Origin of the sequence: Aquimarina callyspongiae, from assembly GCF_034322225.1 — a bacterium.
Classification (GTDB): Bacteria; Bacteroidota; Bacteroidia; order Flavobacteriales; family Flavobacteriaceae; genus Aquimarina.
The window spans coordinates 1505122-1530416 of the sequence record NZ_JAXLPA010000001.1; the positions used below are offsets into that span (position 1 = coordinate 1505122).

25 protein-coding genes and 1 tRNA gene are annotated in these 25295 nt (G+C 34.1%); 6 read left to right on the forward strand and 20 right to left on the reverse strand.

The features are described 5' to 3' along the window. Positions 1-69: 69 nt before the first annotated feature. The 6 genes from accC to pdxA form a co-directional block, all read right to left on the reverse strand. The gene (gene accC / locus U0D62_RS06260) at positions 70-1419 is read right to left on the reverse strand and encodes an acetyl-CoA carboxylase biotin carboxylase subunit (RefSeq protein ID WP_322194595.1); all 1350 of its coding nucleotides are present in this window, start codon (positions 1417-1419) and stop codon (positions 70-72) included. A 122-nt stretch (positions 1420-1541) separates the two neighbouring features. Beyond that, positions 1542-2036: an acetyl-CoA carboxylase biotin carboxyl carrier protein gene (gene accB / locus U0D62_RS06265; RefSeq protein WP_322194597.1), complete on the reverse strand. Its 495-nt coding sequence runs from the start codon at positions 2034-2036 to the stop codon at positions 1542-1544. Between the two features lie 29 nt (positions 2037-2065). Next, positions 2066-3061, reverse strand: a complete 996-nt coding sequence (locus tag U0D62_RS06270; RefSeq protein ID WP_322194599.1) for a beta-ketoacyl-ACP synthase III — start codon at positions 3059-3061, stop codon at positions 2066-2068. A 158-nt stretch (positions 3062-3219) separates the two neighbouring features. After that, positions 3220-3417, reverse strand: a complete 198-nt coding sequence (gene rpmF / locus U0D62_RS06275) for a 50S ribosomal protein L32 (protein ID WP_073316151.1) — start codon at positions 3415-3417, stop codon at positions 3220-3222. A gap of 10 nt (positions 3418-3427) precedes the next feature. After that, complete coding sequence (locus tag U0D62_RS06280) at positions 3428-3967, reverse strand: YceD family protein (protein ID WP_322194602.1); 540 nt, start codon at positions 3965-3967, stop codon at positions 3428-3430. 176 nt (positions 3968-4143) lie between these two features. Beyond that, positions 4144-5202 (reverse strand): 4-hydroxythreonine-4-phosphate dehydrogenase PdxA, encoded by a 1059-nt coding sequence (gene pdxA / locus U0D62_RS06285; protein ID WP_322194604.1) that lies wholly within the window; start codon positions 5200-5202, stop codon positions 4144-4146. A gap of 112 nt (positions 5203-5314) precedes the next feature. Between pdxA and U0D62_RS06290 the strand changes: the two genes are divergently transcribed. Further along, a complete protein-coding gene (locus U0D62_RS06290) occupies positions 5315-5905 on the forward strand; it encodes a riboflavin synthase (protein WP_322194606.1) in 591 nt (196 codons plus the stop codon). A gap of 21 nt (positions 5906-5926) precedes the next feature. Here the strand turns inward: U0D62_RS06290 and U0D62_RS06295 are convergent, their stop codons facing one another. The 4 genes from U0D62_RS06295 to U0D62_RS06310 form a co-directional block, all read right to left on the reverse strand. Next, positions 5927-6556 carry a hypothetical protein gene (locus U0D62_RS06295; RefSeq protein WP_322194608.1) on the reverse strand — a complete coding sequence of 210 codons (630 nt, stop codon included), beginning with the start codon at positions 6554-6556 and terminating at the stop codon, positions 5927-5929. Between the two features lie 119 nt (positions 6557-6675). Beyond that, a complete protein-coding gene (locus tag U0D62_RS06300) occupies positions 6676-6831 on the reverse strand; it encodes a hypothetical protein (protein ID WP_322194609.1) in 156 nt (51 codons plus the stop codon). A 240-nt stretch (positions 6832-7071) separates the two neighbouring features. Then, complete coding sequence (locus U0D62_RS06305) at positions 7072-7287, reverse strand: phosphatidylserine decarboxylase (RefSeq protein ID WP_322194878.1); 216 nt, start codon at positions 7285-7287, stop codon at positions 7072-7074. A gap of 50 nt (positions 7288-7337) precedes the next feature. Then, positions 7338-8819 (reverse strand): GMC oxidoreductase, encoded by a 1482-nt coding sequence (locus tag U0D62_RS06310; RefSeq protein ID WP_322194611.1) that lies wholly within the window; start codon positions 8817-8819, stop codon positions 7338-7340. Positions 8820-9256: 437 nt separating this feature from the next. Between U0D62_RS06310 and U0D62_RS06315 the strand changes: the two genes are divergently transcribed. Continuing rightward, on the forward strand, positions 9257-9595 hold the full coding sequence (locus U0D62_RS06315) for a hypothetical protein (RefSeq protein WP_322194613.1): 339 nt from the start codon (positions 9257-9259) through the stop codon (positions 9593-9595). Positions 9596-9684: 89 nt separating this feature from the next. On the opposite strand, the gene U0D62_RS06320 is transcribed toward U0D62_RS06315, so the two are convergent. From U0D62_RS06320 to mce, 4 genes are all read right to left on the reverse strand, one after another. Next, a complete protein-coding gene (locus U0D62_RS06320; RefSeq protein ID WP_322194615.1) occupies positions 9685-10254 on the reverse strand; it encodes an RNA polymerase sigma factor in 570 nt (189 codons plus the stop codon). Positions 10255-10589: 335 nt separating this feature from the next. Further along, complete coding sequence (locus tag U0D62_RS06325) at positions 10590-11663, reverse strand: zinc metalloprotease (RefSeq protein ID WP_322194617.1); 1074 nt, start codon at positions 11661-11663, stop codon at positions 10590-10592. A 277-nt stretch (positions 11664-11940) separates the two neighbouring features. Next, positions 11941-12014: transfer RNA gene (locus U0D62_RS06330), tRNA-Ile, on the reverse strand. A gap of 87 nt (positions 12015-12101) precedes the next feature. Then, positions 12102-12539 (reverse strand): methylmalonyl-CoA epimerase, encoded by a 438-nt coding sequence (mce, locus tag U0D62_RS06335; RefSeq protein WP_322194880.1) that lies wholly within the window; start codon positions 12537-12539, stop codon positions 12102-12104. A 121-nt stretch (positions 12540-12660) separates the two neighbouring features. On the opposite strand from mce, the gene rbfA reads away from it, so the two are divergent. After that, positions 12661-13053, forward strand: coding sequence for a 30S ribosome-binding factor RbfA (gene rbfA, locus U0D62_RS06340; RefSeq protein WP_322194619.1), 393 nt, complete (start codon positions 12661-12663; stop codon positions 13051-13053). 100 nt (positions 13054-13153) lie between these two features. Continuing rightward, positions 13154-14359 (forward strand): ABC transporter permease, encoded by a 1206-nt coding sequence (locus U0D62_RS06345; RefSeq protein ID WP_322194621.1) that lies wholly within the window; start codon positions 13154-13156, stop codon positions 14357-14359. A 26-nt stretch (positions 14360-14385) separates the two neighbouring features. On the opposite strand, the gene dusB is transcribed toward U0D62_RS06345, so the two are convergent. Next, the gene (gene dusB, locus U0D62_RS06350) at positions 14386-15378 is read right to left on the reverse strand and encodes a tRNA dihydrouridine synthase DusB (protein ID WP_322194623.1); all 993 of its coding nucleotides are present in this window, start codon (positions 15376-15378) and stop codon (positions 14386-14388) included. A gap of 276 nt (positions 15379-15654) precedes the next feature. Here dusB and lepA point away from each other — a divergent pair, with 276 nt between their 5' ends. Then, a complete protein-coding gene (gene lepA / locus U0D62_RS06355) occupies positions 15655-17451 on the forward strand; it encodes a translation elongation factor 4 (RefSeq protein ID WP_322194625.1) in 1797 nt (598 codons plus the stop codon). A 45-nt stretch (positions 17452-17496) separates the two neighbouring features. Here the strand turns inward: lepA and U0D62_RS06360 are convergent, their stop codons facing one another. Beyond that, entirely contained in the window at positions 17497-18321 is an 825-nt protein-coding gene (locus U0D62_RS06360) for an HAD family hydrolase (RefSeq protein ID WP_322194627.1), read from the reverse strand. 231 nt (positions 18322-18552) lie between these two features. On the opposite strand from U0D62_RS06360, the gene U0D62_RS06365 reads away from it, so the two are divergent. Beyond that, positions 18553-18975 (forward strand): secondary thiamine-phosphate synthase enzyme YjbQ, encoded by a 423-nt coding sequence (locus U0D62_RS06365; RefSeq protein ID WP_322194882.1) that lies wholly within the window; start codon positions 18553-18555, stop codon positions 18973-18975. Between the two features lie 101 nt (positions 18976-19076). On the opposite strand, the gene U0D62_RS06370 is transcribed toward U0D62_RS06365, so the two are convergent. The 4 genes from U0D62_RS06370 to U0D62_RS06385 all read right to left on the reverse strand — a co-directional run bounded on the left by U0D62_RS06370 (position 19077) and on the right by U0D62_RS06385 (position 25286). After that, positions 19077-19520 carry a hypothetical protein gene (locus U0D62_RS06370; protein ID WP_322194629.1) on the reverse strand — a complete coding sequence of 148 codons (444 nt, stop codon included), beginning with the start codon at positions 19518-19520 and terminating at the stop codon, positions 19077-19079. A gap of 103 nt (positions 19521-19623) precedes the next feature. Beyond that, complete coding sequence (locus tag U0D62_RS06375) at positions 19624-22215, reverse strand: TonB-dependent receptor (protein WP_322194631.1); 2592 nt, start codon at positions 22213-22215, stop codon at positions 19624-19626. 178 nt (positions 22216-22393) lie between these two features. Next, on the reverse strand, positions 22394-24031 hold the full coding sequence (pgi, locus tag U0D62_RS06380) for a glucose-6-phosphate isomerase (protein WP_322194633.1): 1638 nt from the start codon (positions 24029-24031) through the stop codon (positions 22394-22396). A gap of 4 nt (positions 24032-24035) precedes the next feature. Further along, positions 24036-25286, reverse strand: coding sequence for a peptidoglycan DD-metalloendopeptidase family protein (locus U0D62_RS06385; RefSeq protein ID WP_322194635.1), 1251 nt, complete (start codon positions 25284-25286; stop codon positions 24036-24038). Between the last annotated feature and the right edge of the window lie 9 nt (positions 25287-25295).

Genomic DNA, 25295 nt, shown 5'->3' on the forward strand with positions numbered 1-25295 from the left:
CAAATACAAGTTTTAGTTTTATTGAAAACCATTAAAAAAGGCCTCAATATTGAGGCCTTTTTTATTTAATTATTCTTTGGGATCTTCCATTTCAAAATCCTCCATAAATTTAGTGGTGTAATTTCCTGAAACATAATCAGGGTGATCCATCAACTGTCTGTGAAAAGGAACTGTAGTTTTTATTCCTTCAACTACAAATTCATCAAGAGCTCTTTTCATTTTATTGATAGCTTCTTCTCTGGTTTGTGCTGTGGTGATCAATTTAGCGATCATAGAATCATAATTAGGTGGGATTATATATCCACTATAAACATGAGTATCTACACGAACACCGTGACCTCCAGGAATATGAAGGTTGGTAATTTTACCTGGAGAAGGACGAAAATCTTTATAAGGATCTTCTGCATTAATTCTACATTCTATAGAATGCAACTGCGGGAAATAATTTTTACCAGAAATTGGTACTCCGGCAGCTACTAATATTTGTTCTCTGATCAAATCATAATCAACTACCTGCTCAGTAATAGGGTGCTCTACCTGAATACGAGTATTCATTTCCATGAAGTAGAAGTTTCGGTGTTTATCTACCAAAAATTCGACGGTTCCAGCACCTTCATATTTAATGTATTCTGCAGCTTTAACAGCAGCTTCACCCATTCTCTCACGAAGCTCATCAGTCATGAATGGAGAAGGTGTTTCTTCTGTTAACTTCTGGTGTCTACGTTGTACAGAGCAATCTCTTTCTGATAAATGACAAGCTCTACCATTACTATCTCCTACAACTTGTATTTCTATATGGCGTGGCTCTTCAATAAGCTTTTCCATATACATATCATTGTTACCAAAGGCAGCTTTACTTTCTTGTCGAGCAGATTCCCAAGCATCTTGCAGGTGCTCTTCTTTCCATACAGCACGCATACCTTTACCACCTCCACCAGCACTAGCTTTAAGCATTACGGGATAACCAGTTTCGATAGCTACTTTTTTACAAGTTTCAAAATCCGGAATTACACCTTCGCTTCCAGGCACACAAGGTACACCTGCTTCAATCATGGTAGATTTTGCCGAGGCTTTATCACCCATTCTATCAATCATCTCTGCACTGGCTCCAATAAATTTGATTTCGTGCTCTTCACAAATCTTAGAAAATTTAGCATTTTCTGATAAGAACCCGTATCCTGGATGTATGGCATCTGCATTTGTAATTTCTGCAGCTGCAATGATATTTGCCATTTTTAAATATGATTCAGTACTAGGAGCTGGTCCTATACATACTGCTTCATCAGCAAAACGAACATGTAGACTTTCGGCATCTGCAGTAGAGTAAACCGCTACTGTTTTAATACCCATTTCTTTGCAGGTTCTGATTACACGCATTGCAATCTCACCTCTATTTGCAATTAGAATTTTTTTAAACATAACTTCTCAGAAATTTTAAAATTTCAAATTCCACTCCGATTGTAGTAGAAACCAAGCACCATTAAATAATGGATTTCAGTATAATACTCCAAAGTAATTGGGATTGGAATTTTAAAATTGGGTTATGATGGGTCTACTAAGAATAATGGTTGATCAAACTCTACAGGAGAAGAATCATCCACTAATACTTTTACAATCTTACCTGAAACTTCACTTTCGATCTCATTGAAAAGTTTCATTGCTTCAATAATACAAAGCACATCTCCTTCTTTTACAGAATCACCTACTTCAACAAAAGTTGGTTTGTCTGGTGATGGTTTTCTATATAAAGTACCAATAATTGGAGATTTGATTGTTATATATTTTGAATTATCATCTGAAGCACTACTTTCAGTAGTTGGGGTTGCAGCTGCTGGAGCGGCTGCCTGCTGTACTGGTGCTACAGGTTGAGGTGTTACAGCAGTACTTACTGGTATTTGCTGCACATATGTCTTTTCTTTATCGTCATCCGACGCAGTTCTGATGGTGATTTTAACGTCGTCCATCTCTAATTTTACTTCGCTAGCGCCAGATTTGGCTACGAATTTAATCAAATTCTGAATTTCTTTTAAATCCATAATGTTGGGTATTGTGTGTTTTTAGTTGTTTAGGAATTATAGGCCCATTTAAGATAAATGGCGCCCCAAGTAAAGCCTCCACCAAAAGAAGCAAATACTATATTATCTCCTTTCTTGAGTTGTTTTTCGTAATCGTGTAACAATAGTGGTAATGTTGCTGAGGTAGTATTACCATATCGTTGAATGTTCATAAGAACTTTATTCTCATCCAATTTCATTCTGTTGGCAGTAGCATCTATAATACGTTTATTAGCTTGATGCGCCACTAACCAATCTACGTCATCACCTTTAAGGTTATTACGTTCCATGATTTTAGTACTCGCATCAGCCATATTAGAAACTGCATATTTAAATACTGTTTTCCCATCCTGCTGAACAAAATGCTGTCTATTGGCTACGGTTTCTTCTGAAGGTGGCAAAATAGAACCTCCAGCCTGGATTTTAAGAAATTCTCTTCCGATACCATCTGTACGTAGATATTCATCCTGAAGACCATATCCTTCTTCATTTGGTTCAAAGAGTGCGGCTCCGCCTCCGTCACCAAATATGATGCAGGTAGTTCTATCAGTATAATCTATGATAGATGACATCTTATCTGCTCCTATTAACAGAACCTTTTTATATCTTCCTGATTCAATATAACTGGCTGCAGTGGACATTCCGTATAAAAAACTGGAACACGCAGCTTGTAAGTCATAAGAGAATGCATTTACTGCTCCAATCTTTGAAGCTGTATAGGCTGCTGTTGCAGCAACAGGGAGGTCAGGAGTAGCAGTAGCAAAAATCACCATGTCAATCTCTTTAGGGTCGAGATTTTTTTTGGCGATCAGATCTTCTGCCGCTTTGATACCTAAGAAAGAACTTCCTTGATCTTGATCTTTAAGTATTCTACGTTCTTTAATACCTGTACGACTGGTTATCCATTCGTCGTTGGTGTCAACCATTGTTGCTAATATATCATTGGTCAACACATAGTCTGGCACATATGCGCCTACAGCTGTGATAGCGGCTGTGATTTTACTCATATCTTAGTTTTAGTTCACGAACTATTGCACAAAAAGTCGTTGAAATTACTAAATAACATGCAAATATGGCGCAAAATAATCGGATTTTGACACATATTCAACTAAAAACAAAAAAACTCTCACAAATGTGAGAGCTTACTTAGAATTTTAACAGTAATCTATGCTACTTCTTCTTCTGTATTATCAATAACTACCTGGCCACGATAGTATAATTTACCTTCAAACCAGTGTGCTCTATGATATAAATGTGCTTCTCCTGTAGTAGGATCTGTAGCAATTTGTGGTACAGAAGCTTTATAATGTGTTCTTCTTTTATCTCTTCTCGTTTTCGATATTTTTCTCTTAGGATGTGCCATTGCTTAGCTATTATTTATCGTTTAATAAGTTTTTTAATTTATCCCAACGAGGATCTGTCTCCTCATTGTTATTTTCTATTTCTTTTTCTTTCGGACTTAATTCTTCTAATTTTTCGAGTATATCTGATTCCAAAGTTCCATCTTCTACACCTGGGTGAACTCTTTTGGGTGGTATTGCTAAAACAATTAGCTCATAAATATATTGCTGAACGTTTACTTCAAATTCTCCATGCGGGATTATCAGAAGCTCTTCATTTTCATCATTATATTCATCTCCAAACTTAACTACTAAAAACAATTCATTTTCAATAGGTAAATCAAAAGGTTCATTAGTCAGATCACAATTTACATTTACAGTTCCGGTAGCTACAAAGCGAAGCTCCAACATTGTCGTTTTTTTATTAAACTCCAACGCTACTTTTACTGCGGATGCATTGAACTCATCATACTCAAAATGTTCAAAGAACGAATTCTCAATTTGATACTCAAACTGGTGTAATCCTTGCTTCAGCCCAACAAAAGGAATAGTATACTCTTTTAGTTGTCTCATTTCGTCATCAGATTTGAGTGCCTACCAATTTGGTAAAGGCGGGTGCAAAGATAATAAAAATTCGTTATGAATGTATTTTTGTAAATAAAATTATATCAGATTGTTACAGAATTATCCTGTTTAAGGTTTTTAGTTTGAATAATCAGAGAAAACACTCATATCATTCATCCCACTTTTTATCCCTTGTTTTGTGGTTTACGAGGCTGCTTTTTTAAAGGATTTTGAGTAATCTCTGCAAACTCATTACGATTTTTAAAAATCTTTAATCCTGCAAAAACAGCTTCTTTAAACGAGCTATGATCTGCTTTATTCTTTCCTGCTATTTCAAAAGCAGTACCATGATCAGGAGAAGTACGCACTTTATTTAATCCTGCGGTATAATTTACTCCTTTACCAAAAGATAATGTTTTAAACGGAATTAATCCTTGATCGTGATACGACGCTACGATAGCATCAAATGCTTTATAATTATCTGACCCAAAGAAACTATCTGCTGCATATGGACCATATACTAGCTTACCAGAATCGTTAATTTTTTTAATGGTAGGCTTCAGTATCTCTTCATCTTCTTTGCCAATCACCCCATTATCTCCGCTATGAGGATTAATGCCCAGAACAGCTATTTTGGGTTTAGCTATTCTAAAATCCTGTTTTAAAGCATGATGAATAGTATTCACTTTTTGCTCTATCAAATCAGAAGTAATCGTTTCTGCAATATCTTTTACCGCAACGTGATCTGTAAGTAATCCTACCTTGAGATCATCTGTAATCATAAACATTAGGCTATTACCCTGTAATTGCTGATCGAGATAATCTGTGTGTCCTGGAAAATTAAAATCCTTAGACTGAATACTATGCTTATTAATTGGTGCCGTTACTAATATATCTATTTCGTTATTCTTAAGTGCATTGGTAGCCGCCTTAAGGGATCGGATGGCATAACTACCTACTTTTTCATCTTCTTTTCCAAAATTGATATTTACCGACTCTTTCCAAACGTTTAGCACATTTATTTTGCCATCTAAAATCTGCGAAGTTTTATCAATACCGTGTAAATTGGCATTGATTTGGAAATGCTTTTTAAGAAAGGAAAGGATTTTTACCGAGGCAAAGATCACTGGTGTACAGAAATCTAACATCCTCGAATCTTCAAATGTTTTAAGGACTACTTCGCTTCCAATACCATTTAAATCTCCTATAGAAATTCCTAATCTTATTTTTTCTTCTTTCTTCATTATATAAACTCCTTTATCAGTATTTTTGACACCTAATCCAATCCAGAATATTTATCTGGATCTGGAGGTTCAAAACTTTAAGGTCACAAATTTAACTAAATAATTTGCATTTATGTTTACAGGAATCATCGAAGAATTAGGAACAATTACATCTTTGGTCACAAATCAAGAAAATCTTGATGTTACTGTTCGCGCTAAATTTACTTCGGAATTAAAAGTAGATCAAAGTGTTGCTCATAATGGAGTATGTCTCACTGTGGTTTCGATCAAGGATGACACTTATACCGTTACTGCTATTAAAGAAACTTTGGATAAGACAAATCTAAACAACCTTGCCGAAGGTGATATTGTAAACCTAGAACGCGGAATGAAGCTTGGTGATCGTCTTGATGGTCATATTGTTCAAGGACACGTAGATCAAACCGCAGTTTGTTCTGCTATCACTGAAGCAGACGGAAGCTGGTATTTTACTTTTAATTATGATTCTTCTTTACAAAATATAACTATCGAAAAAGGATCTATAACGGTAAACGGAGTTAGCCTTACTGTGGTGAATTCTAAAAAAAATGAATTTAGTGTAGCTATTATTCCTTATACTTATGAGCATACTAATTTCAATACTTTTCAAGAAGGAACTGTAGTTAATCTTGAATTTGATGTAATTGGCAAGTATGTAAAACGAATTACTGAATTAGGATCATAAAGACGTCTCTTTTCATAGAAATCACTCAGATTTTTGACGTTTATATTTTGAATAAAACCAAAGTCGTGGTGATAAATTAGTGTCGTCTCCCTGATAATATCCCCAACCTATAATCTCATAAAAGTCTTGTGATACTGTTTCTTTAAAGTATTCGATTTTTTGAGGTGACTTCTCATCTCTTTGCCATATAATCGTATGCTTTCCTTCAGTATATCCTTTATGAATAACGGTTTCATCAGGTTTTTGGACGATGCACCACATTTGACCGTCTTCTATCTTATTAACTCCATTGCTAATGATAGTTTGTCCTGTATCAGGATAAGTGTCTTTAATTACTACTTTTTGAAAATATGAAGTCTCAGAAACATACTTTTGCTCTACTTCAATACTATTGATAAGTTCTAATCCTTTTTTCTGAAGATTTTGAATTGATATGTTTTTTAGATCTATTTTATCTTTAGGTAGTCTCTGGTGATCTTCATAAATCAAAAATTTCCCTTTCCAAACTCCATCTAATTCTTTAAATACATCGGCATATTCTTGATCTTTTTCTGTAAAGGTTGGAAAACGATCTATTGTATCTGATTGAGTCTCTTTTTTACAGCTATCAATATTTATTAAAAACAATATGAGGATAGATAACCATTTCATATAATCACAAAAGATTAAAAACTATAAAACTTAAGCCAAATCTTTGATAAAATCAGGTGTTACAAAAAGTTAAAAACTTACCATGTGTTAAGTTACTTCATAGAACACCTGATTATATGTTATACCAGTTCTACTTCGCTAAACTTAAAAAGTGAAACTCTATTTTTTTCAATTTTTAGTAGCACCCCTGCCAAATCTTTTAAGTTAGAGCAGGATTCGAAATCTAATACTTTGCCAAAATGTTGACTTCTAGTATCAATTACTTTATACCGCATAATTACAAGTTTGATTTGTTTTCCCATTTTCGTTCAACAACTTCTTTCCCCAAAAAAGATGCCAGAACGTATCAAAGTCAAAGTAAATTTAATAGTCAATCCTTTTTTTTGAAAATAAACTTATCAGGTTTTATTAACAATTTCTTTAAATTTAATTACAACAAAAACGAAAAAAGATCTGTATAAAGCAATTAAAAAATGTTCTAACTTCCTTTTTTAAAAGGATCTACAAGCTCCTATCTATGTTCTATAATTGTGATGTTCTGGTAGTTTATTAAGCTCTAAGTCTATTCCTTCTTGAAACAACATAATAATGTCAGACCCTCCAAACAAGAAGTATCCAAACTCATCTCCTTTTAAGAGTGTTTTTCCTATCGTGACTGTCATATTTACCGATGATCCCTGGCACATTCCAACAGGAATAATAGCAACTTTACCTATATTTTGAATAGATATTTATACGTTTTTTAATGTTTTGATTCTAAAGCTTTAATTTGGTTTCAGTTTTATAGTACTTTATTGATAAGATGTTTTGCTAAACGAATAGAAAACGTAATGATCGTAAAAGTTGGGTTTGAGATTCCTGCAGATGGCCACACAGAAGATCCCGCTACATAAAGATTATCAACATCGTGTGATCGTAGATTTTTATCTACAACGCCGTCTTCTGGCGAGTCAGACATACGTGTAGTTCCTAAATGATGCCCATTAACAACAGCCCGACTTTTGATATTCTCCCAGCTTACAAAATTAACATCAGCATTGTTATTGATATCTTTTACGGCTTTTCTAAACAATCTTGTCACTATTTTATATGTTTTTTCATCCAAATCATTGAACTCCCAGTTAATATGAGTTTGTCGTTGCCCAAAAACTTTATCTGTGTTTTCACTTAAAGTAATTCTACTCTCTTTATTAGGTGCTTGCTCAAAATACATACTACCTCCATTAGCCCAAAACCAGCATCTACCGATATCAAACTCTCTAGTTTTTTCTTCATTTGGGATAAATCTTCCTTGAACAGTTACTCCATTTTCGTCTTTCCATTGCATACCATTTTGATCATTACCATCCATAAGTCTTTGTTCACTATAGTTTAAGTAATTACCTGTGATTGTGACCGGATTGGGACCTCCATCAAGATATGAAGCAACAAGTGGATGGCACATAAAATAACGCCCGATATTATCATTGTCTATTTCTGAAAGTAGTAATTGACGTGCATTGGCTACAGCTCCAGTTGCTAGTACATAAGCGTCTGCTTTGATATAAAACTCGGTCTCAATTGTTGGAGGATTCCCAGAACTACTAATACTAGCTACATGCAAGCGGTTAGCACTACCATTGTCATGTTCTATAGTAAGTAAGCTCGCATTCCTAATCACTTCTACAGAGGTATCTCCAATTGTTTGTCCGTTTACTTTTCTTTTAGCAAAATCCAGGTTTGAATCGATGTTTCCCATAAATTGATACATCTCGGTATTAAACCCATTTAGACGAGGGACTTCTGCTCCCAGTACTTTAGCCCAATAATCTGCTTCAAAATTAGTACTAGCAAGTTTACAATACTCTACAGCTTCGTCAAAATATAAATCTAGGTCTTTGCGAGTAACTGGCCAGCCAGTATAACCTGGAACACCTTCAAAAGTTATAGGATCTAATGGTCTGGATTGACCTCCCCAATGGGTTGTTGTTCCCCCATAGGTTCGCTCTCGTTCCCAAGGGCCATATTGATATGCCGAGGTAGGTCTGATAAGAAACTCAGGTTCATTATTTTTAAACAATCCTGTTGCTTCGCCATTATACAGTAATATCTTATCTTCATATGGATCATTAGGCATATCGCGACTACCGTCAATTAAGATCACTTTTTTTCCTGCCTTTTGTAAATACCAGGCTAATGTAACTCCTGCTGCTCCGCTTCCTACAACACATACTTGTGTACTAAGCTCTGTTCCTGTTGGAATATCTTGTCCGTACTTGATCATTTTAATGTGATTTATGGTTAATAAACTTATATCTATCTCGTTGACAAATAGTCAATTGTGAAATTAAAAGGAAGCTCTTACTTATGGAAGGGGTATTTACACCTGTTTTGATTACTAATTATCGATTCTCTAGTCGAAGAATCTGAGATCCTGATTTATTACTAAAACGCTGGTTATTTGATATTTGAAGGATGGAGTTTATATTCTATTTCTACAAAAATATTATAATATTAAATCAATTTATTAGCTAGGAATAATTCCAAAATTTGTATTTTTGTATTGGAATTATTCCATAAAATGTGATGTTTTTTCAATTTTAATGTTTACTTAAGTTTTGTTAGCATTTTTTTGGATTTATCGGCACACCATTTGCAAAAATATAATTACCCAAACACCTAATTATGACAAAAAATACCTAATGAATAAGAGTATACACTATGAGTGGTATTAATTATGAAATACAAGATCGAAAGCTAAATTCGTTTAAGCATACGTTTGATTACAATTTTTGTAAAAGAAAGTATGATGAGTATGCTCGTATGTCTTTAGAGGAGTTTCGTGAATGCTTAAAAGACCGCCAGAAACTTGGTGAAATTGGTCATCTTTGTTGTTTTATTTTATGGGTAAAGAATATTGAACAACATGAGTATAGAGATACGCTAGGTGATTATGGATTGATACACTTACTTTTTCATTGTATGGAAAACCATGATGCCGCTGATATGCATGCGCAGTATATTCATATGCTTTTTAAGGAAGATATTAAATTGGTTTAGTTTATTTAATGAAGTATCCTCAATTTATTTATAATATGAAATTTTCATATTAGATATTCTTAACTAGGATTAAGCTTATACCTTCCAATCTACGCCGTTCTTAATTCTTGATATACTTGATTATTTTCTATAATTTCTAGTAATGCTTTTTTTGATTGAAATTTCTTTTTTCTCGTATATCCCTCACTATACCCCATTATTTTTGCAATCTCTTTCATGCTTTTCCCTTCAAAAAAGAGATTTAATAATTCGCGATTAGAGCGACTAAGTTTTAAAAAACATTTGCGATACAGTTGTTCCTTTTCATTAAGCGATATCTTATCTATAATATAATTTTCATCAAGTTCCAGGTTCTTAAAATGTATTTCATCAAGGATAAGTCTTGTTTTTTGTCGTAATCGATTACGCCACATATTCTTGCAAATCCCATAAAAATAGGTATGAATAGAGACATCCTTTCTCAAACATTCTGAACGAAATTTTTGATACATCCATATTAATGCATCTTGAAATACATCTTCTACATCAGCTTCTGAGCCTCTATTTTTTAATATATATCCTCTGATATAAATTAAGTTTTTTTTGTAAAAAGCTTTAATCACGGCTTCATCTCCGGTTTGTATTCCTTTTATAATACGTTGGTCATTGTGGTAAGTCATGAGTATGTAGATATCAGTGGTTTTATTCTTAGTTTGGTTTTAAATGATCAACTAATCTTTTAATAGACAGATTCAAACACCTGTTTATGGCAGCTATATCAAAAAAATAGATTTCAAAATTCTATTTTCTTATTTTATAAACTTAGGCAGATCATGAGCTAACTACAATAACCAATGAGTGAAATGGTATTCTCATTTAGTAAAAAATCCCCTTACTTTTTCCTTTTATGAAGTACTCAAAAAATCCCCAAATTCTTCTACACAAAAATAAATCTTACCAACCTGATATCCTCAAATTTTTGATTGCTACTCCCGTAATTGCAGTAGCTTTTATTTTAGTTACCGCTATGTATAACAATACCAAAATCTACAGTCGTATTATTAACCTGAAGAAGAACGATAGATTCTCTAACACCATATCCAGGTCTGGTAATATCAGGTGCGTGAACCTGAAAGGTTGCAGGCGCTGTTAAATTTAAGGTGTTGGTCATTGATCCTCCAGAAGATCCTCCACTAATAAAAACACCAGGAGCTCCTCCAAGTGTAACAGTAACAGGACCAAAACCTTCTACAGTCATCGATCCTGTAAAAGAATTGAACGCAGGGCTTAAGTACAAAAACTCCGGTGATAAATTAAGCGCTGGAAACAAATATCTAATGGCTCTATCATCTGCTAAGCTAAAATCATTAATTGTACACGCCTCTCCACCATTCATAACTGATTGTGGATCTGAATCAGGAGTTCCTGGGATTTTAACTCCAAAGGATTGATTGGTATGAGTAAGACCTAAATTATGTCCTAACTCATGCTGAACATTAGCGATTCTCATATTTTGAGTAATTGCGTGCCCACAGAATCTATTTGAATCAAAATCTGGATTTATCCATACCGTTCTACCAGGCAATCCGTTACCTATCGGGAACTCTCCTTGACCAAAAACATTAGTTCCTAAATTAACAGCACTATCCATACTGTCATAAATGATTTGAATATGTGCATCACTAGGATCCGTGGTTACTATAAGGTTTAATGGAGTTGTAGTTGCAGCATTCCAACGATTAATTGCAGCTTGAGATGCATCTCGCCAATCAGCATTCATGTCTGGATTTATAAAAACATTAATGTCATACATACGAACTCGCGTATAATGCCTTCTTTGTTTATTTATATCTTTAGAATTAGGATCGTCTAGAATACTGTATTCTTGATCTTTAAAAAAAACAAGATCTCCATCAACCAGATAATAGGATCCTTTATCTATGATCAAGTCTTCAGGAAAATTCAGGCTTTCTATTGCCTTAAGAGCTGAATTATTTTGCATTTCTATTAAACTATCATCTTTAGAACAGCTTTGAATTAGGAAGGTGAGTACAAATAATACGATTAATTTTTCAATGATTTTTTTCATCATTCTATGGTTTTAAAAGTTAAAAAATGAGGTGGTTATCCCTCTTATCAATTAACTAATAAATTTAATCATAGTTATTTTATTTTTACCACCCATTTCGGGTGGTATTTTATTGGACCTATAAGGATGTAAGACAAGATGTGTTTTATGGTTGCTGAATAGGGTTTGTGAAGATATTATAGAACACTAAGCATTAAGACATTTATTCTTTTCTTAATCGGTAAGTTCTATTATACAAAAAAACCTTTGCATTTCTGCAAAGGCTTCTATTTAAAGGTGGTCCCACTTGGGCTCGAACCAAGGACCCCCTGATTATGAGTCAGGTGCTCTAACCAGCTGAGCTATGGGACCTAAAACGGAGGGCAAATTTAAGTAAATGTTATAAACACGCCAACATTTTTTTCTATTATTTTTAAATCCCTTTAATTTATGGGTAATCTATCCATCTCGCTCTCTTCCTTTTTCAAAAGATTCTGCCTTAATTTCCTGGCATAATTCTACTAAAACCCCATTTGTAGTTTTGGGATGTACAAAGGCAACTAATTTATTATCAGCTCCTTTCTTAGGGGTTTTATTAATTAATTGAAAACCTTCTGCTTCTAATCGTTCTAGTTCTTTCTCTATATTATCAACATCAAAAGCAATATGATGAATCCCTTCACCTTTTTTTGCAATAAATTTTCCGATAGGGCCATCGACTTTAGTACTGGCTAATAATTCAATTTTACTTTCGCCCACTTTAAAAAAAGAAGTAACCACAGCCTCGCTCTCTACCGCTTCCTGTTTATAAGGAGGAACTCCCAGTAATTTTTCATATAAGTCATTAGCTTTATCTATATCCTTAACCGCTATACCCAGGTGTTCGATTTTATTTATATGATTCATTATTTATTTATTTTATCACGATCGGGTAAAAATACAATTATTGTTTCTTCTGAACGATATAATAAACGCAGGCCTTTACTTTTGAAATCATATTAATATGTACTTTTGCACCATGGAAACAAACAGACAGAAAAAAATTGCAGGAGTATTACAAAAAGATGTAGCAGATGTAATACAACTAGCATTACGTGAAGCAGGCGTTAAAGGGATTTTAGTTTCTGTAACTAAAGTAAGTGTTACTACCGATCTATCAATAGCTAAGGTATATATGAGTGTTTTTCCACATTCTGAGGGAGAACGTGTACTGAAAGAAGTAACTGCAGTAAAATCTCAAATCAAACACCAGGTAGCGCAACGTACTAAAAACCAACTACGTCGTACACCAGAAATGTCATATTATATTGATGACTCTCTAGAGTATATCGATAATATTGATAAAGCTATAAAAGGTGAAGAAAATCCAATTGAAAACCCTGATCTTCTAGAAAAACGTAAAAAGAAATAACGTTTTTTGATCTTCAGTTTTTGTATTGAGTTCATTTTCTTTTTTATTCTCTTATCTTTATTCGGAAATTAAGTTTCACTCATTTTTTGATCAGTAGTCTTTGAACTTTTCTCTCTATATAGCTAAACGATATTTATTTTCTCCGGGAAGTAGTAATGCCATAAATATTATTACAGGTATTGCTGCCGCAGGAGTAGTCATTGGCGCGATGGCATTGTTTATAGTATTATCGGGATTTGCAGGACTTAAAGATTTTAGTCTTCAGTTTTCTTCTTATTTTGATCCTGATCTTAAGCTTTTCCCTACAAGCGGAAAAACTTTTACCATCACAGAGGATCAAAAAGAGCAGTTATCTCAATTATCCAGTATTGCCTATTTTTCTGAAATCATAGAAGAACGCGTTTTTCTGGAGTATCGAGATAAGCAAAAAACTGCATTTATAAAGGGTGTAGATGCTAATTATGACAAGGTTATTCATACTGATAGTATTTTGGTATACGGAGAATGGTTAACCGGGAACGATTTTCAGATAGTGGCTGGTAATGGCATCAGCAACGAACTTAGTATGAGCGTTGAACAAACCTACACACATTTACTAAACATCTATGTTCCTAAACCTGGAAAAGGGATACCAAATGACCCTACCAAAGCTTTTATGAAGCAAAGTGCTGTAAATATTGGTGTCTATAGTGTAAATGAAGAATTAAACAATAAGTATATTTTTTCTACAACCGGGTTAGCCAGGCAATTATTAGAACTCAAAGAGAATGAAGTCACACACTTAGAATTAAAAATGACCGATGGTGCTGATGAAGAATTAACGAGGCAAGAGGTACAAAACATTTTTAACAATCAGGTGATTATAAAAAATAGAGTACAACTCAACGATACTCTTTACAAAATGCTCAATACAGAGAATCTTGCTTCTTATCTGGTGATTACTTTGATTGCCATCATTGCCTTATTTAATGTTGCCGGAGCTATTATTATGATGATTATTGATAAAAAGAACAATGTCAAAACCCTTTATAATATGGGAGCTACATTGTCAAAAATCCGAAGGGTATTCTTGTTTCAGGGATCTTTAATGACTGTTTTAGGTACCTTATTAGGGTTATTACTAGGTTTTACCATCATTACTTTACAACAACAATTTGGATTGTTAATGATTACTCCTTCACTTGCTTACCCAACAAAAATTACTTCTACAAGTTTTGTCGTTGTATTCTTTACGATCGTAGCTATCGGGTTTATAGCTTCTTTATTAGCTTCTAGCAGGATTGGTCAAAGGTTAGTGAGTAGTTAGAGAATTACTGTCAGGATTATTTACAATTATACGAATTCAAACCCCGTAAACTTTTCTTTTACTTCATCAAAAGCTGCAAATACATCTTCTGAATGATCACTGGTTACCATTTTGGTCCTATACTCCTTAAAATGAGGAATCCCTTTAAAATAATTGGTATAATGTCTTCGTGTTTCAAAAACTCCTAGTTTCTCTCCTTTCCAATCAATTGCCATTTGTAGATGTCTGCGTGCTGCAATCACACGTTCTTCTATTGTTGGAGGAGGTAAGTGTTCTCCAGTTTTAAAAAAATGTTTTACTTCTTTAAAAAACCATGGATATCCTATACTGGCACGACCAATCATAGCTCCATCAAGGCCATATTGATCTCTCATTTCCATAGCTCTTTCTGGAGTATCTACATCACCATTTCCAAAAACGGGAATATGCATTCTGGGGTTGTTCTTTACAGCTGCGATAGGTTTCCAATCGGCATTACCTTTATACATCTGTGCTCTGGTACGACCGTGTATTGAAATTGCTTTGGCACCTACATCTTGTATTCGCTCTGCCACTTCTACTATTCGAATAGAATCATGATCCCAGCCTAATCGAGTTTTTACCGTCACCGGTAGTTTGGTATGCTCCACCATGGCTTTGGTAAGAGAGACCATAAGATCAATATCTTTAAGAATTCCGGCTCCAGCTCCTTTACTTACCACCTTTTTAACAGGACATCCAAAATTAATATCTATAATATCCGGGCCAGAAGCTTCTACAATCTCTACAGATTTAAGCATCGAATCCAGATTAGCTCCAAAAATCTGTATCCCGACCGGACGTTCTTTTTCATAAATATCTAATTTCATCACACTCTTGGCAGCATCTCGTATCAAACCTTCGCTGGATATAAATTCTGTATATACCACATCAGCTCCTTGTTCCTTGCATAATGCTCGAAATGGTGGATCACTTACATCTTCCATCGGTGCTAACAACAACGGAAATTCTCCTACATCTATGTCTCCTATTTTGGCCACAACAATTAATTATTTCTGGCAAAAATACAAATTCTGAGTCATCTACTAAAGACCTTAGAAAATTTCAAAACCTTTGACATTTAAATAATAAGTAAGTAAGTATCTAAACCTTCTAAAATAAATTATATTTGCAGACTCAATGATTCTTATTTAGTTATAAGAATCATCGGGCAGGGATAGAAACGACATCCTTTTTTGTAGTAGCTGGTGGCAGCGTATTGGAGAACAAAAAAGATATAGTGAATAGCCCGGTTTAGCCCGCCTAAAAGAATTGAAATGAAACACATAAGAAATTTTTGCATTATTGCACATATTGATCACGGTAAGAGTACACTTGCAGATCGACTATTAGATTTTACAGGATCGGTAACAGCTCGTGAGGCACAAGCTCAATTACTGGATAGTATGGATCTGGAACGTGAACGTGGAATCACGATTAAAAGTCATGCTATCCAGATGGAATATACTTATAAAGGTGAGGAATATATCCTGAATCTTATTGACACTCCAGGACACGTTGATTTTTCTTATGAGGTTTCTCGTTCTATCGCTGCTTGCGAAGGTGCTTTGTTGATTGTTGACGCGGCACAAAGTATACAAGCACAGACAATTTCTAATCTATATCTTGCTTTGGACAATGATTTAGAAATTATTCCTGTATTAAATAAAGTGGATCTACCAAGTGCTAATCCAGAAGAAGTAACTGACGATATCGTAGATTTATTGGGTTGTGATGCTGAGGAAGTAATCCCGGCAAGTGCAAAAACAGGAATTGGAATTGAAGAAATTCTTGAAGCTATTATTGAAAGAATTCCTGCGCCAGAAGGTAATCCTGAAGAACCCTTACAGGCTCTGATCTTTGATTCTGTATACAATCCTTTTCGTGGTGTAGAAACATATTTCAGGGTAGTGAATGGTGAGATCAAAAAAGGGCAACAGATAAAATTTGTTGCGACCGGAAAAAATTATTTTGCTGATGAGATTGGAACACTGAAACTTAATCAAGTTCCTAAACAAATCATCAAAACAGGAGACGTAGGCTATCTGATTACTGGTATTAAAGATGCCCGCGAAGTAAAAGTAGGTGATACAGTTACTGATGCCAAGACTCCAACACAAAATGCTATCGAAGGTTTTGAGGATGTAAAACCTATGGTATTTGCTGGAATTTACCCTGTAGATACCGAGGATTATGAAGAGCTACGTTCTTCTATGGAAAAATTACAACTTAACGATGCCTCTCTGGTATTTATACCTGAGAGCTCTGCAGCTTTAGGTTTTGGTTTTAGATGTGGGTTCTTAGGGATGTTGCATATGGAGATCATCCAGGAGCGACTGGAACGTGAGTTTAATATGACTGTGATCACCACAGTACCTAACGTATCTTATCACGCGTTTACCAATAAAAACCCTGATGAGATCATTATTGTAAATAACCCATCTGATTTACCTGATCCTTCTTCTATGAATCGTGTAGAAGAACCATATATCAAAGCATCTATTATTACTAAATCTGATTTTGTAGGACCTGTAATGTCACTTTGTATTGAAAAACGCGGTGAGATCACTAATCAAACTTATTTGACTACAGAAAGAGTAGAATTAACTTTTGATATGCCATTGGCAGAGATTGTTTTTGATTTCTATGATCGCTTGAAAACTGTATCCAAAGGATATGCTTCTTTTGATTATACTCCAATAGGTATGCGATCTTCTAAGCTGGTAAAAGTGGATATATTGCTAAACGGAAATATTGTTGATGCATTATCTGCTTTATTACATAAAGATAATGCCTATGACATTGGTAAAAAGATATGTGAAAAGCTAAAGGAGTTAATCCCACGCCAGCAATTTGATATCCCTATTCAGGCAGCAATTGGAGCTAAATTTATTGCACGAGAAACTGTAAAAGCGCTACGTAAAGATGTAACTGCAAAATGTTATGGTGGTGATATCTCTCGTAAAAGAAAATTACTTGAAAAGCAAAAGAAAGGAAAGAAACGTATGCGTCAGGTAGGTAATGTAGAGATCCCTCAAGAAGCGTTTATGGCTGTACTAAAGCTTAACGATTAATTCTTTCAGAAAATGGCACTTTTATAGTTTACTATGTAATAATTACTATAAACTATTTACGGATTTCTTTGCTTCAATCATTTTAGCAAGCATATATTCTACACCATTTTCATTATTACTTTTGGTAATATAATTAGCTACTTCTTTTACATTGGGATGCGCATTCTCCATAGCAAAACTATAGGTAGCTCTGGTCATCATTTCCAGGTCATTATTATAATCTCCAAAAACCATGGTTTCTTCTGGTAAAATACGGTGACTCTCCTGAAGCTGCTGTAATGCGTGACCTTTATTAGCAAGATTATGAGATAAATCTAACCAGATTTCTCCTGAGACTTTTACTTTTAATTTGTCTTCCAGATGTTTTAATGCTGGATATAAATATTCTTCTGCCCCTTTTTGATTGCAAATAGCGATTTTTAGATACTGATCATCAATTACATCTGCAAGGTTTTCTACGATCTCAAACCTATCATAATACTCGGTAAACATATTTACAAAATCTTGTCCATAATCCTCTATATAACCTTTTTTACGACCGCAAAGAATAACCTGAGAGCCTTCTAAGGTTTTTGTAATATCTAATAGTTCTAGATACGTCTCACGATCAATCACTGTAGTTTGCAGTTCTTTTCCTTTTTGCATTGTTAATGCGCCATTCTCTGCTATAACAAATATGTCATCCTTAATAGGTTTAAGTTTGTCTATAATACTATAATATTGACGACCACTTGCTGCTACAAAAACTACTCCTAAATCTTGTAATTCTGAAAAAAGATCAAAAAAATGATTGCTTACTTTTCCTTTTGAATTCAATAGCGTACCATCCATATCCGTAGCCACTAGTTTGATCTGAGATAAATCCATCATAATTGATTTTTATTACAATGTAAAGGTATTATAGTTCATAAGAACTATGGTTTATTATACTGTGAAATTTGTTTTAAATTAGTCAATTCCTAAAGTAATACCATTTGTTGCTTGAATTTACCGAAAAAGAAAATTATGTTTTTTTGCTTTACTGAAGAAGAACATCCTATTACAGTAAACCCAAAGAATAAAAGGTATGAACTCATTGTAAATCATCTATATCAGAACTCTATGAAATTCTTTCAAAAAGAAATACAACTATCGCCTTATCGCAGAGGTTTTCATCTGATTACAGATAAAATCCTTGAAGAATTACCAGAAATTAAAACCATCAATATTGGTCAATTACAAGTATTCATCAAACACACTTCTGCAAGTCTTACGATTAATGAAAATGCAGATCCAACAGTACGTCAAGATTTTGAAAGCCATATGAATATTATGGTTCCAGAAAATGCACCTTATTATATTCATACTTATGAAGGTCCCGATGATATGCCAGCACATATTAAAGCTTCCTTACTGGGCGCTTCTGTACTGGCGCCTATTACACACGGAAAATTAAATCTGGGAACTTGGCAGGGTATTTACCTATGTGAACACAGAGATTATGGTGGTTCCAGGAAATTGGTATTAACGCTGTCAGGAAATTAAATCTCTTTTTTGAGATTACCGATGATATAATTTTAAATAATAAGAGCGGTGTGTTTTGTATAACACACCGCCCTTATTTTATTATTAAGTTTTTCTAAAAATTAGTCAAACCATTGTGCCCAAGGAATTCTTGATAACATTAGTATTAACGCAATAGTATAGAAAATTGCCAACATCTTAAATTTTGGAGTAGATGTTAGTTTCTTTTTGTGTTTTGAATACCCAATAGTAATAAAAGTAATCGTCAAAATCATTACTGTGGGGTGTTCTACATTATATAATCTCAATAATGGATCTTTCATAATATCTCCTACTCCAATACCTTCTGTAAACCATACAATTGTTGGTGAAACAAAAAATATAATAATTCCAATTACTAATTGGAGATGGGTAACAATTAATGCAAATAATGAAATTCTAAAATCTTTTGGGGCATACTCTCTTTTACCAAAAAATCCGGTTAATGCATTAATGGTAGCTAATGTTACTACAAGAGTTACAAGATAAGCCCAATACGAGTGAACGATTTGTATAGCGTCGTACATAATGGAGTGTTTTGTTTTGATTAATCCCAAAGGTAATCATATTGCATAAAAAAACCTCATTCGAAAAACGAATGAGGCTTTTTTTATGTTTTTAAACCAAGGTTTAGAACTTATAGCTTAAACTAGCATTCCAGGTTCTTCCAATTCCTAAATAGTAACCGAAAGAGTCTAATTGGTTAATGTAAGATGAGTTAAATAAATTCTTAACATTACCTCTTAATGTTACTCTGTTATTTCCAATATTGAATTTATAAGTTGCTCCAATATCTACAAGATCATATGATGGTAATCTGTCAGCTTGATAAACTTCTCCATCAAAAGCAGCCTGAGCTACATCTGCAGGATCAACAAATCCGTATAAATCTGTATAAATGTTATAATCAGCATCTACTGACAGGTTATCAAGAATATCGAAATATCCACTAGCACCAAATGAAGTTTGTGGAGCGTTACCTACTTTTGTTCCTGTTAAATCTACATTTCCAGAATCTATGATAGTCGCTGTTTGATCATTAGTTAATGTAAATGGAGAATCTCCATCAAATTCCCAATTACCAATAGATCCATATCCTTTTACTCTCCATCTTCCACCATTTGGTCTGTATTCAAAATCAAATTCAAGTCCTTTGTGGATTTGTCCTACTCCAGTAAGTCTGTATGTAGTAAAATCTCCATTAGTTTGCTCAGGTCCAAAAGTATTTAAGAAACGATTTGCCCACTCTGTTCTATATACATCAACGCTTATAGCAAAATTGCTTCCTCTAAAACGATATCCACCTTCAAAACCAGTAATTTCTTCATTTTCAACTCCTGGCTCCACTAAGTCATTAGAGTTTCTGATATCTACAAATATATTATCCAAAAATGGTTGACGAGAGAAGAATCCTCCATTAGCAAATATAGAATGCTGAGATGTAATATTATATGATGCTCCTCCTTTTAAGTTATATCCTATTTCGTTTAGTTTTTCAGATTTCCCTAAACCGTTACCAGTTCCTACAAAACGACCTTCTCTTTGGTACGATTGTGTTGATAATGCTCCCTGGAAGAATACTGCAAATTTATCAGTAGAGTACTCTGCCTGACCAAATCCACCTAAGTAATTAATATCTTCTGAGTAATCAAATTGTGTACGATTAGCTTCGTCTGCAAAGTCAAATAATGCAGCCCAAGGATTAGCTTCAAACTCTTCTCTGAAAGTATAATCAGATGGTCTATCCGTTCTAAAGTTATCTACAAAACCTGTAAGACCTAATAGATCGTTAACTTGTCTAAAGTGATCACCGTGATATAATCTACCATCAAAACCAACATTAAATGCCCAATTCTCATCCGCTTGAATAGTCAAATTAGAAAGTAATCCATACCAGTTATGGTTGTTAACAGAAGATCTTCTGATGTATGAGTTACCAAAGTTACCGTCTCCGATCCCTTGGTTGTTCTCAAAAATCTGATCAAAATCTATATTATCATTATTGTTACCGTTTACTCTTACTCGACCTCTACCTAGTCCACCGGTTCCACCACCACGTCCCCAAGACGCATAAACTACAGTAGATAGATCTAATTGATCATTGATATCAAAATCCCAGTTTAAGTTAGCTACTGGTTTATGGTAGTAGTTTCTTCTTTCTGTAAAACGCTCACCTGCTAAGAAACCAGAGTTTCTATTATGCTTTTCTCCAAATTCTTCGAATACTTCAAGATCCTGAGAGAAATTTTGCTCGTGCCATTGTGGAGCACCAGTAATTAAGAAGTTGAAAGTATTTCTATCATTTGGCTTATACCCTACAGAGAATAAGTAGTTCTGTCCTTGTCCAGCAGTACCCTCTGAGAATTTTCTATGTGCTTGCCAGTGATCTACCAATACAGAAAATGCCCATCCGTTATCATTCAGTCCAGAATTATAACTTACTGTAGCTTTTGCATAACTATCATTACCTCCTAATAATCTTACAAAACCACCTTCTCTTTGGTCTGTAGTTTTAGAAATAATATTTATAGTTCCTCCAACAGATGAAATCGCAAGTTTAGAAGATCCTAAACCACGCTGTACCTGTACTGCATTAGCAACATCAGACATACCTGCCCAGTTTGACCAGAAAACTCTACCATCTTCAGGACTGTTAATCGGCTGACCGTTTAACAATACTGCTGTATTAGTATTATCAAAACCTCTTAAGAAAATCTGGCTATCTCCAAATCCTCCTGCTTGGTTAGATACATATACCGAAGGAGTGTTTTTGATAGTTTCAGTAAATTCTACGTTACCCGCAGCTTTTAACTGAATATCTTCTCCTTTAATTGTAGACACTGCAATTGGAGTTTTTCTATCTTCTGCTAGATCGACAACCCCTGTTCCTACAATTATAATTTCTTCTAACGAATTATCAAGTGATAAGCTAATCGTTCCTAAATCCTGATCTCCATTAGTAACATCATACTCGATGTTTTTAGAACCAAAACCTACATAGGATATGTTAATGATTCCTTTTGAATTAGTTACTTTAAGAGAGAATTTACCATCAAAATCTGATGAAGTCCCATTTGAAGTCCTTACTTCAATAACATTTGCTCCCGGTAGTGGAGCATTTGATTCAGCATCGAATATTGTACCCGTTACTGTTCCCTGAGCAAAGGTTCCAGAAACCGTTGCCATGAGGATTACAATAAATAAAAATGTAATTTTTTTCATTATAATGAATTGAGTTAATTGTTTTCGCTGCAAAAGAACAAATCTTTATGTATGCATACTTTATTTTAATGTTAAATTTTTATACACAAAACTTTTGCAGTTTTAAGATAACTCTTTTACGTATTATCCTGACTATTAATGAATTGAAAATATGAAAAAGTTATTAACCAGAAAAGAACTAATCTAAAAAACGTTTTAACAGGGTTTTTGTCGATGAATCATGGTCAGAAATCTGCTTATTATTGATTTCTGATAGGATTTTTGTAGCCAATTGCTTACCTAATTCTACCCCCCATTGATCATAACTAAATATATTCCAGACGATACCCTGCACAAAAATTCGCTGCTCATACATAGAAATCAAAGAACCCAAACTTCTAGGAGTTAGCTTATCTATTAAAATCGTTGTTGTAGGTTTATTACCATCAAATATTTTGAAAGAGATTAATTTCTTTAGTTTTTCATCAGAAAGGTTTTTTGCTTTTAATTCTTCCAAAACCTCTTCTTCTGTTTTACCATTCATTAATGCTTCTGTCTGTGCAAAGAAATTGGCCATCAATTTATCTTGATGATCTTTATCATCAAATAAAGAATGTTTAAAACCGATGAATTCTGAAGGAATCAATTTGGTTCCCTGATGAATTAATTGAAAGAAAGCATGTTGTGAATTTGTACCTGGTTCTCCCCAAATAATAGTTCCTGTTTGATAATCTACCGGATTTCCGTTTCGATCTACACTTTTACCATTACTTTCCATAATACCTTGCTGTAGATATGCTGGTAATCTATGTAAATATTGAGAATAAGGAATAATCGCTTCGCTCTCTACTTCAAAGAAATTGTTATACCATATGCTAAGCATTCCAAGAATTACTGGGATATTTTCTTCAAAAGGAGTTGTTTTGAAATGTATATCCATTTCATGAGCTCCTTCTAATAATTCTTTAAAATTATCATATCCAATTGATAAGCTAATAGATAATCCCACTGCACTCCAAAGTGAAAAACGTCCTCCTACCCAATCCCATAGAGGGAATATGTTTTCTTTGGCAATACCAAAATCAACTACTTTTTGCACATTACTAGAAACCGCTACAAAATGTTTTTCTACCGCTTCTTGGGACGCTTTTTCTACAAACCATTTTCTGGCTGTTATTGCATTAGATAATGTTTCTTGTGTTCCAAAGCTTTTAGAAACTACTACAAATAAAGTGGTTTCCGGATCTAATCTTTTTAGATTTTGATGCACGTGATCTCCATCTACATTGGAGATAAAATGAAGGTTAAGATGGTTTTTATAATACTCCAGAGATTCTGTAATCATTGCTGGCCCTAGATCTGAGCCACCAATACCTATATTAACAATATCGGTAAAACTCTTACCCGTATACCCTTTTAAATCACCAAGTATTACTTGATCACTAAAATTTTTTATCTTTTCTTTTACTGTATTTACTTCGGGAATTACATTTTTTCCATCTACCTCAACGGTACCATCAGACGGAATCCTTAATGCAGTATGCAGTACTGCTCGTTCTTCGGTCTCATTAATAATACCTCCTTGAAAATAAGTTTTTATTGCTTCATCTAGTTTTACTTCGTGAGCAAGATCTATCAGTAATTTTTTTGTAGTATCATCTATCCTATTTTTAGAATAGTCCACATAAAAATCTTTCCAAACAACTGAAAGTTGTGAGGCTCTATCTGGATTCTTTGCAAAAAGCTCTTTAAGATGTGTATGTTTTAAGGTCTCATAATGGTTTTGTAATGCTCCCCAGGCTTTTGTGGTGGTGGGATTAATAGTTGGTAATGTCATTTGGTTATAAAATTTCTTGTGGTTTTTTTAAGGTTATACTATCTAATGTAGTTTTTAATGTTTCAATATGTTTATAAAATGCCGGACGTAAACTATCCGCTAGTGGTTTTGAAGCTGGTAAATCTTGCTTAAAAGGATCCACTTCTTTTCCATTTTTCCAGAAACGATAACAGACGTGAGGACCGCTTGTATTACCGGTCATACCTATATATCCTATAACATCGCCTTGTCTTACATATTGCCCAACTTTTACAGCTCGTCTGCTCATATGAAGATACTGAGTATCATAAGTAGCGTTATGTCTGATTTTTACATATTTACCATTCCCTCCTCGTCGTTCTGATTTAGTAACAGTACCATCGGCTGTGGCTAAAATTGGGGTTCCGATAGGAGCTGCAAAATCTGTTCCTCTATGTGGTCGTATTTTATTTCCGTAGTATTTGATTCTACGTCTTAGATTATAGCGCGATGATATTCTACTAAATTTTACAGGTGCTCGTAAAAATGCTCGACGTAAATTATCCGCATCATAATCAAAATAATCCCAGGTATTATTAATCGAATCATCTTCAAACTTAAATGCATAAATAGGTTTTCCTTTATGCTCAAAATAAGAAGCTTTTATCTCATCGATTCCTGCAGGAATTGTATCATCAATAAATTTTTCTGTAAAGATCACTTTAAACTGATCTCCTGCTTGCAGTCTTGTAAAATCTATAGTCCAAGCATAAATATCTGCCATATTATATGCTACTAAAAAATTAAGATCAAGGTCATCAAAAGTTTGCATCAGACTGCTATTTATGGTTCCTGAAGCTACTTTTTCGACAAGAGTGACAGGTTTTTGTCTTTTTTGTGCTATAATACTATCTCTGAAATCAATCACCGTATAATCTATCTTATTATTCTGATAGACAAATATTTGTGCTTTTTCTGTCGTGTCTTTGGACTTGAATAGAGTATATGGTTTTCCTGTCTGTAAACGAGCTACATTAAATGTATCTTTGATTTTATTTGTAATCTCAAAAACTCTACCTCTACCAATACCATGGCTATCCATAATTGCTCCAAAGCTATCTCCTGGACGAATGGTGTCTTTGACTACTTTAAATTCATTAATATCATAACCAAATTCCTTAATAATTGGAGGCGCTTTCTCTTCTACTACTTCAGGAGCTACAATTTTGGCTTCTTTTTTTTCCTTCTGACATGAAATCAATACTACTGCTAACAGTAGAACGTAACTTATTCTCATCAACCGACT

What these genes read in the sequence shown, in the direction of transcription:
- accC (WP_322194595.1), bottom strand. Translation starts at nt 1,419, where the DNA reads ATGTTTAAAAAAATTCTAATTGCAAATAGAGGTGAGATTGCAATGCGT.
- accB (WP_322194597.1), bottom strand. Translation starts at nt 2,036, where the DNA reads ATGGATTTAAAAGAAATTCAGAATTTGATTAAATTCGTAGCCAAATCT.
- U0D62_RS06270 (WP_322194599.1), bottom strand. Translation starts at nt 3,061, where the DNA reads ATGAGTAAAATCACAGCCGCTATCACAGCTGTAGGCGCATATGTGCCA.
- rpmF (WP_073316151.1), bottom strand. Translation starts at nt 3,417, where the DNA reads ATGGCACATCCTAAGAGAAAAATATCGAAAACGAGAAGAGATAAAAGA.
- U0D62_RS06280 (WP_322194602.1), bottom strand. Translation starts at nt 3,967, where the DNA reads ATGAGACAACTAAAAGAGTATACTATTCCTTTTGTTGGGCTGAAGCAA.
- pdxA (WP_322194604.1), bottom strand. Translation starts at nt 5,202, where the DNA reads ATGAAGAAAGAAGAAAAAATAAGATTAGGAATTTCTATAGGAGATTTA.
- U0D62_RS06290 (WP_322194606.1), top strand. Translation starts at nt 5,315, where the DNA reads ATGTTTACAGGAATCATCGAAGAATTAGGAACAATTACATCTTTGGTC.
- U0D62_RS06295 (WP_322194608.1), bottom strand. Translation starts at nt 6,556, where the DNA reads ATGAAATGGTTATCTATCCTCATATTGTTTTTAATAAATATTGATAGC.
- U0D62_RS06300 (WP_322194609.1), bottom strand. Translation starts at nt 6,831, where the DNA reads ATGCGGTATAAAGTAATTGATACTAGAAGTCAACATTTTGGCAAAGTA.
- U0D62_RS06310 (WP_322194611.1), bottom strand. Translation starts at nt 8,819, where the DNA reads ATGATCAAGTACGGACAAGATATTCCAACAGGAACAGAGCTTAGTACA.
- U0D62_RS06315 (WP_322194613.1), top strand. Translation starts at nt 9,257, where the DNA reads ATGAGTGGTATTAATTATGAAATACAAGATCGAAAGCTAAATTCGTTT.
- U0D62_RS06320 (WP_322194615.1), bottom strand. Translation starts at nt 10,254, where the DNA reads ATGACTTACCACAATGACCAACGTATTATAAAAGGAATACAAACCGGA.
- U0D62_RS06325 (WP_322194617.1), bottom strand. Translation starts at nt 11,663, where the DNA reads ATGAAAAAAATCATTGAAAAATTAATCGTATTATTTGTACTCACCTTC.
- rbfA (WP_322194619.1), top strand. Translation starts at nt 12,661, where the DNA reads ATGGAAACAAACAGACAGAAAAAAATTGCAGGAGTATTACAAAAAGAT.
- lepA (WP_322194625.1), top strand. Translation starts at nt 15,655, where the DNA reads ATGAAACACATAAGAAATTTTTGCATTATTGCACATATTGATCACGGT.
- U0D62_RS06360 (WP_322194627.1), bottom strand. Translation starts at nt 18,321, where the DNA reads ATGATGGATTTATCTCAGATCAAACTAGTGGCTACGGATATGGATGGT.
- U0D62_RS06365 (WP_322194882.1), top strand. Translation starts at nt 18,553, where the DNA reads ATGAAATTCTTTCAAAAAGAAATACAACTATCGCCTTATCGCAGAGGT.
- U0D62_RS06370 (WP_322194629.1), bottom strand. Translation starts at nt 19,520, where the DNA reads ATGTACGACGCTATACAAATCGTTCACTCGTATTGGGCTTATCTTGTA.
- U0D62_RS06375 (WP_322194631.1), bottom strand. Translation starts at nt 22,215, where the DNA reads ATGAAAAAAATTACATTTTTATTTATTGTAATCCTCATGGCAACGGTT.
- pgi (WP_322194633.1), bottom strand. Translation starts at nt 24,031, where the DNA reads ATGACATTACCAACTATTAATCCCACCACCACAAAAGCCTGGGGAGCA.
- U0D62_RS06385 (WP_322194635.1), bottom strand. Translation starts at nt 25,286, where the DNA reads ATGAGAATAAGTTACGTTCTACTGTTAGCAGTAGTATTGATTTCATGT.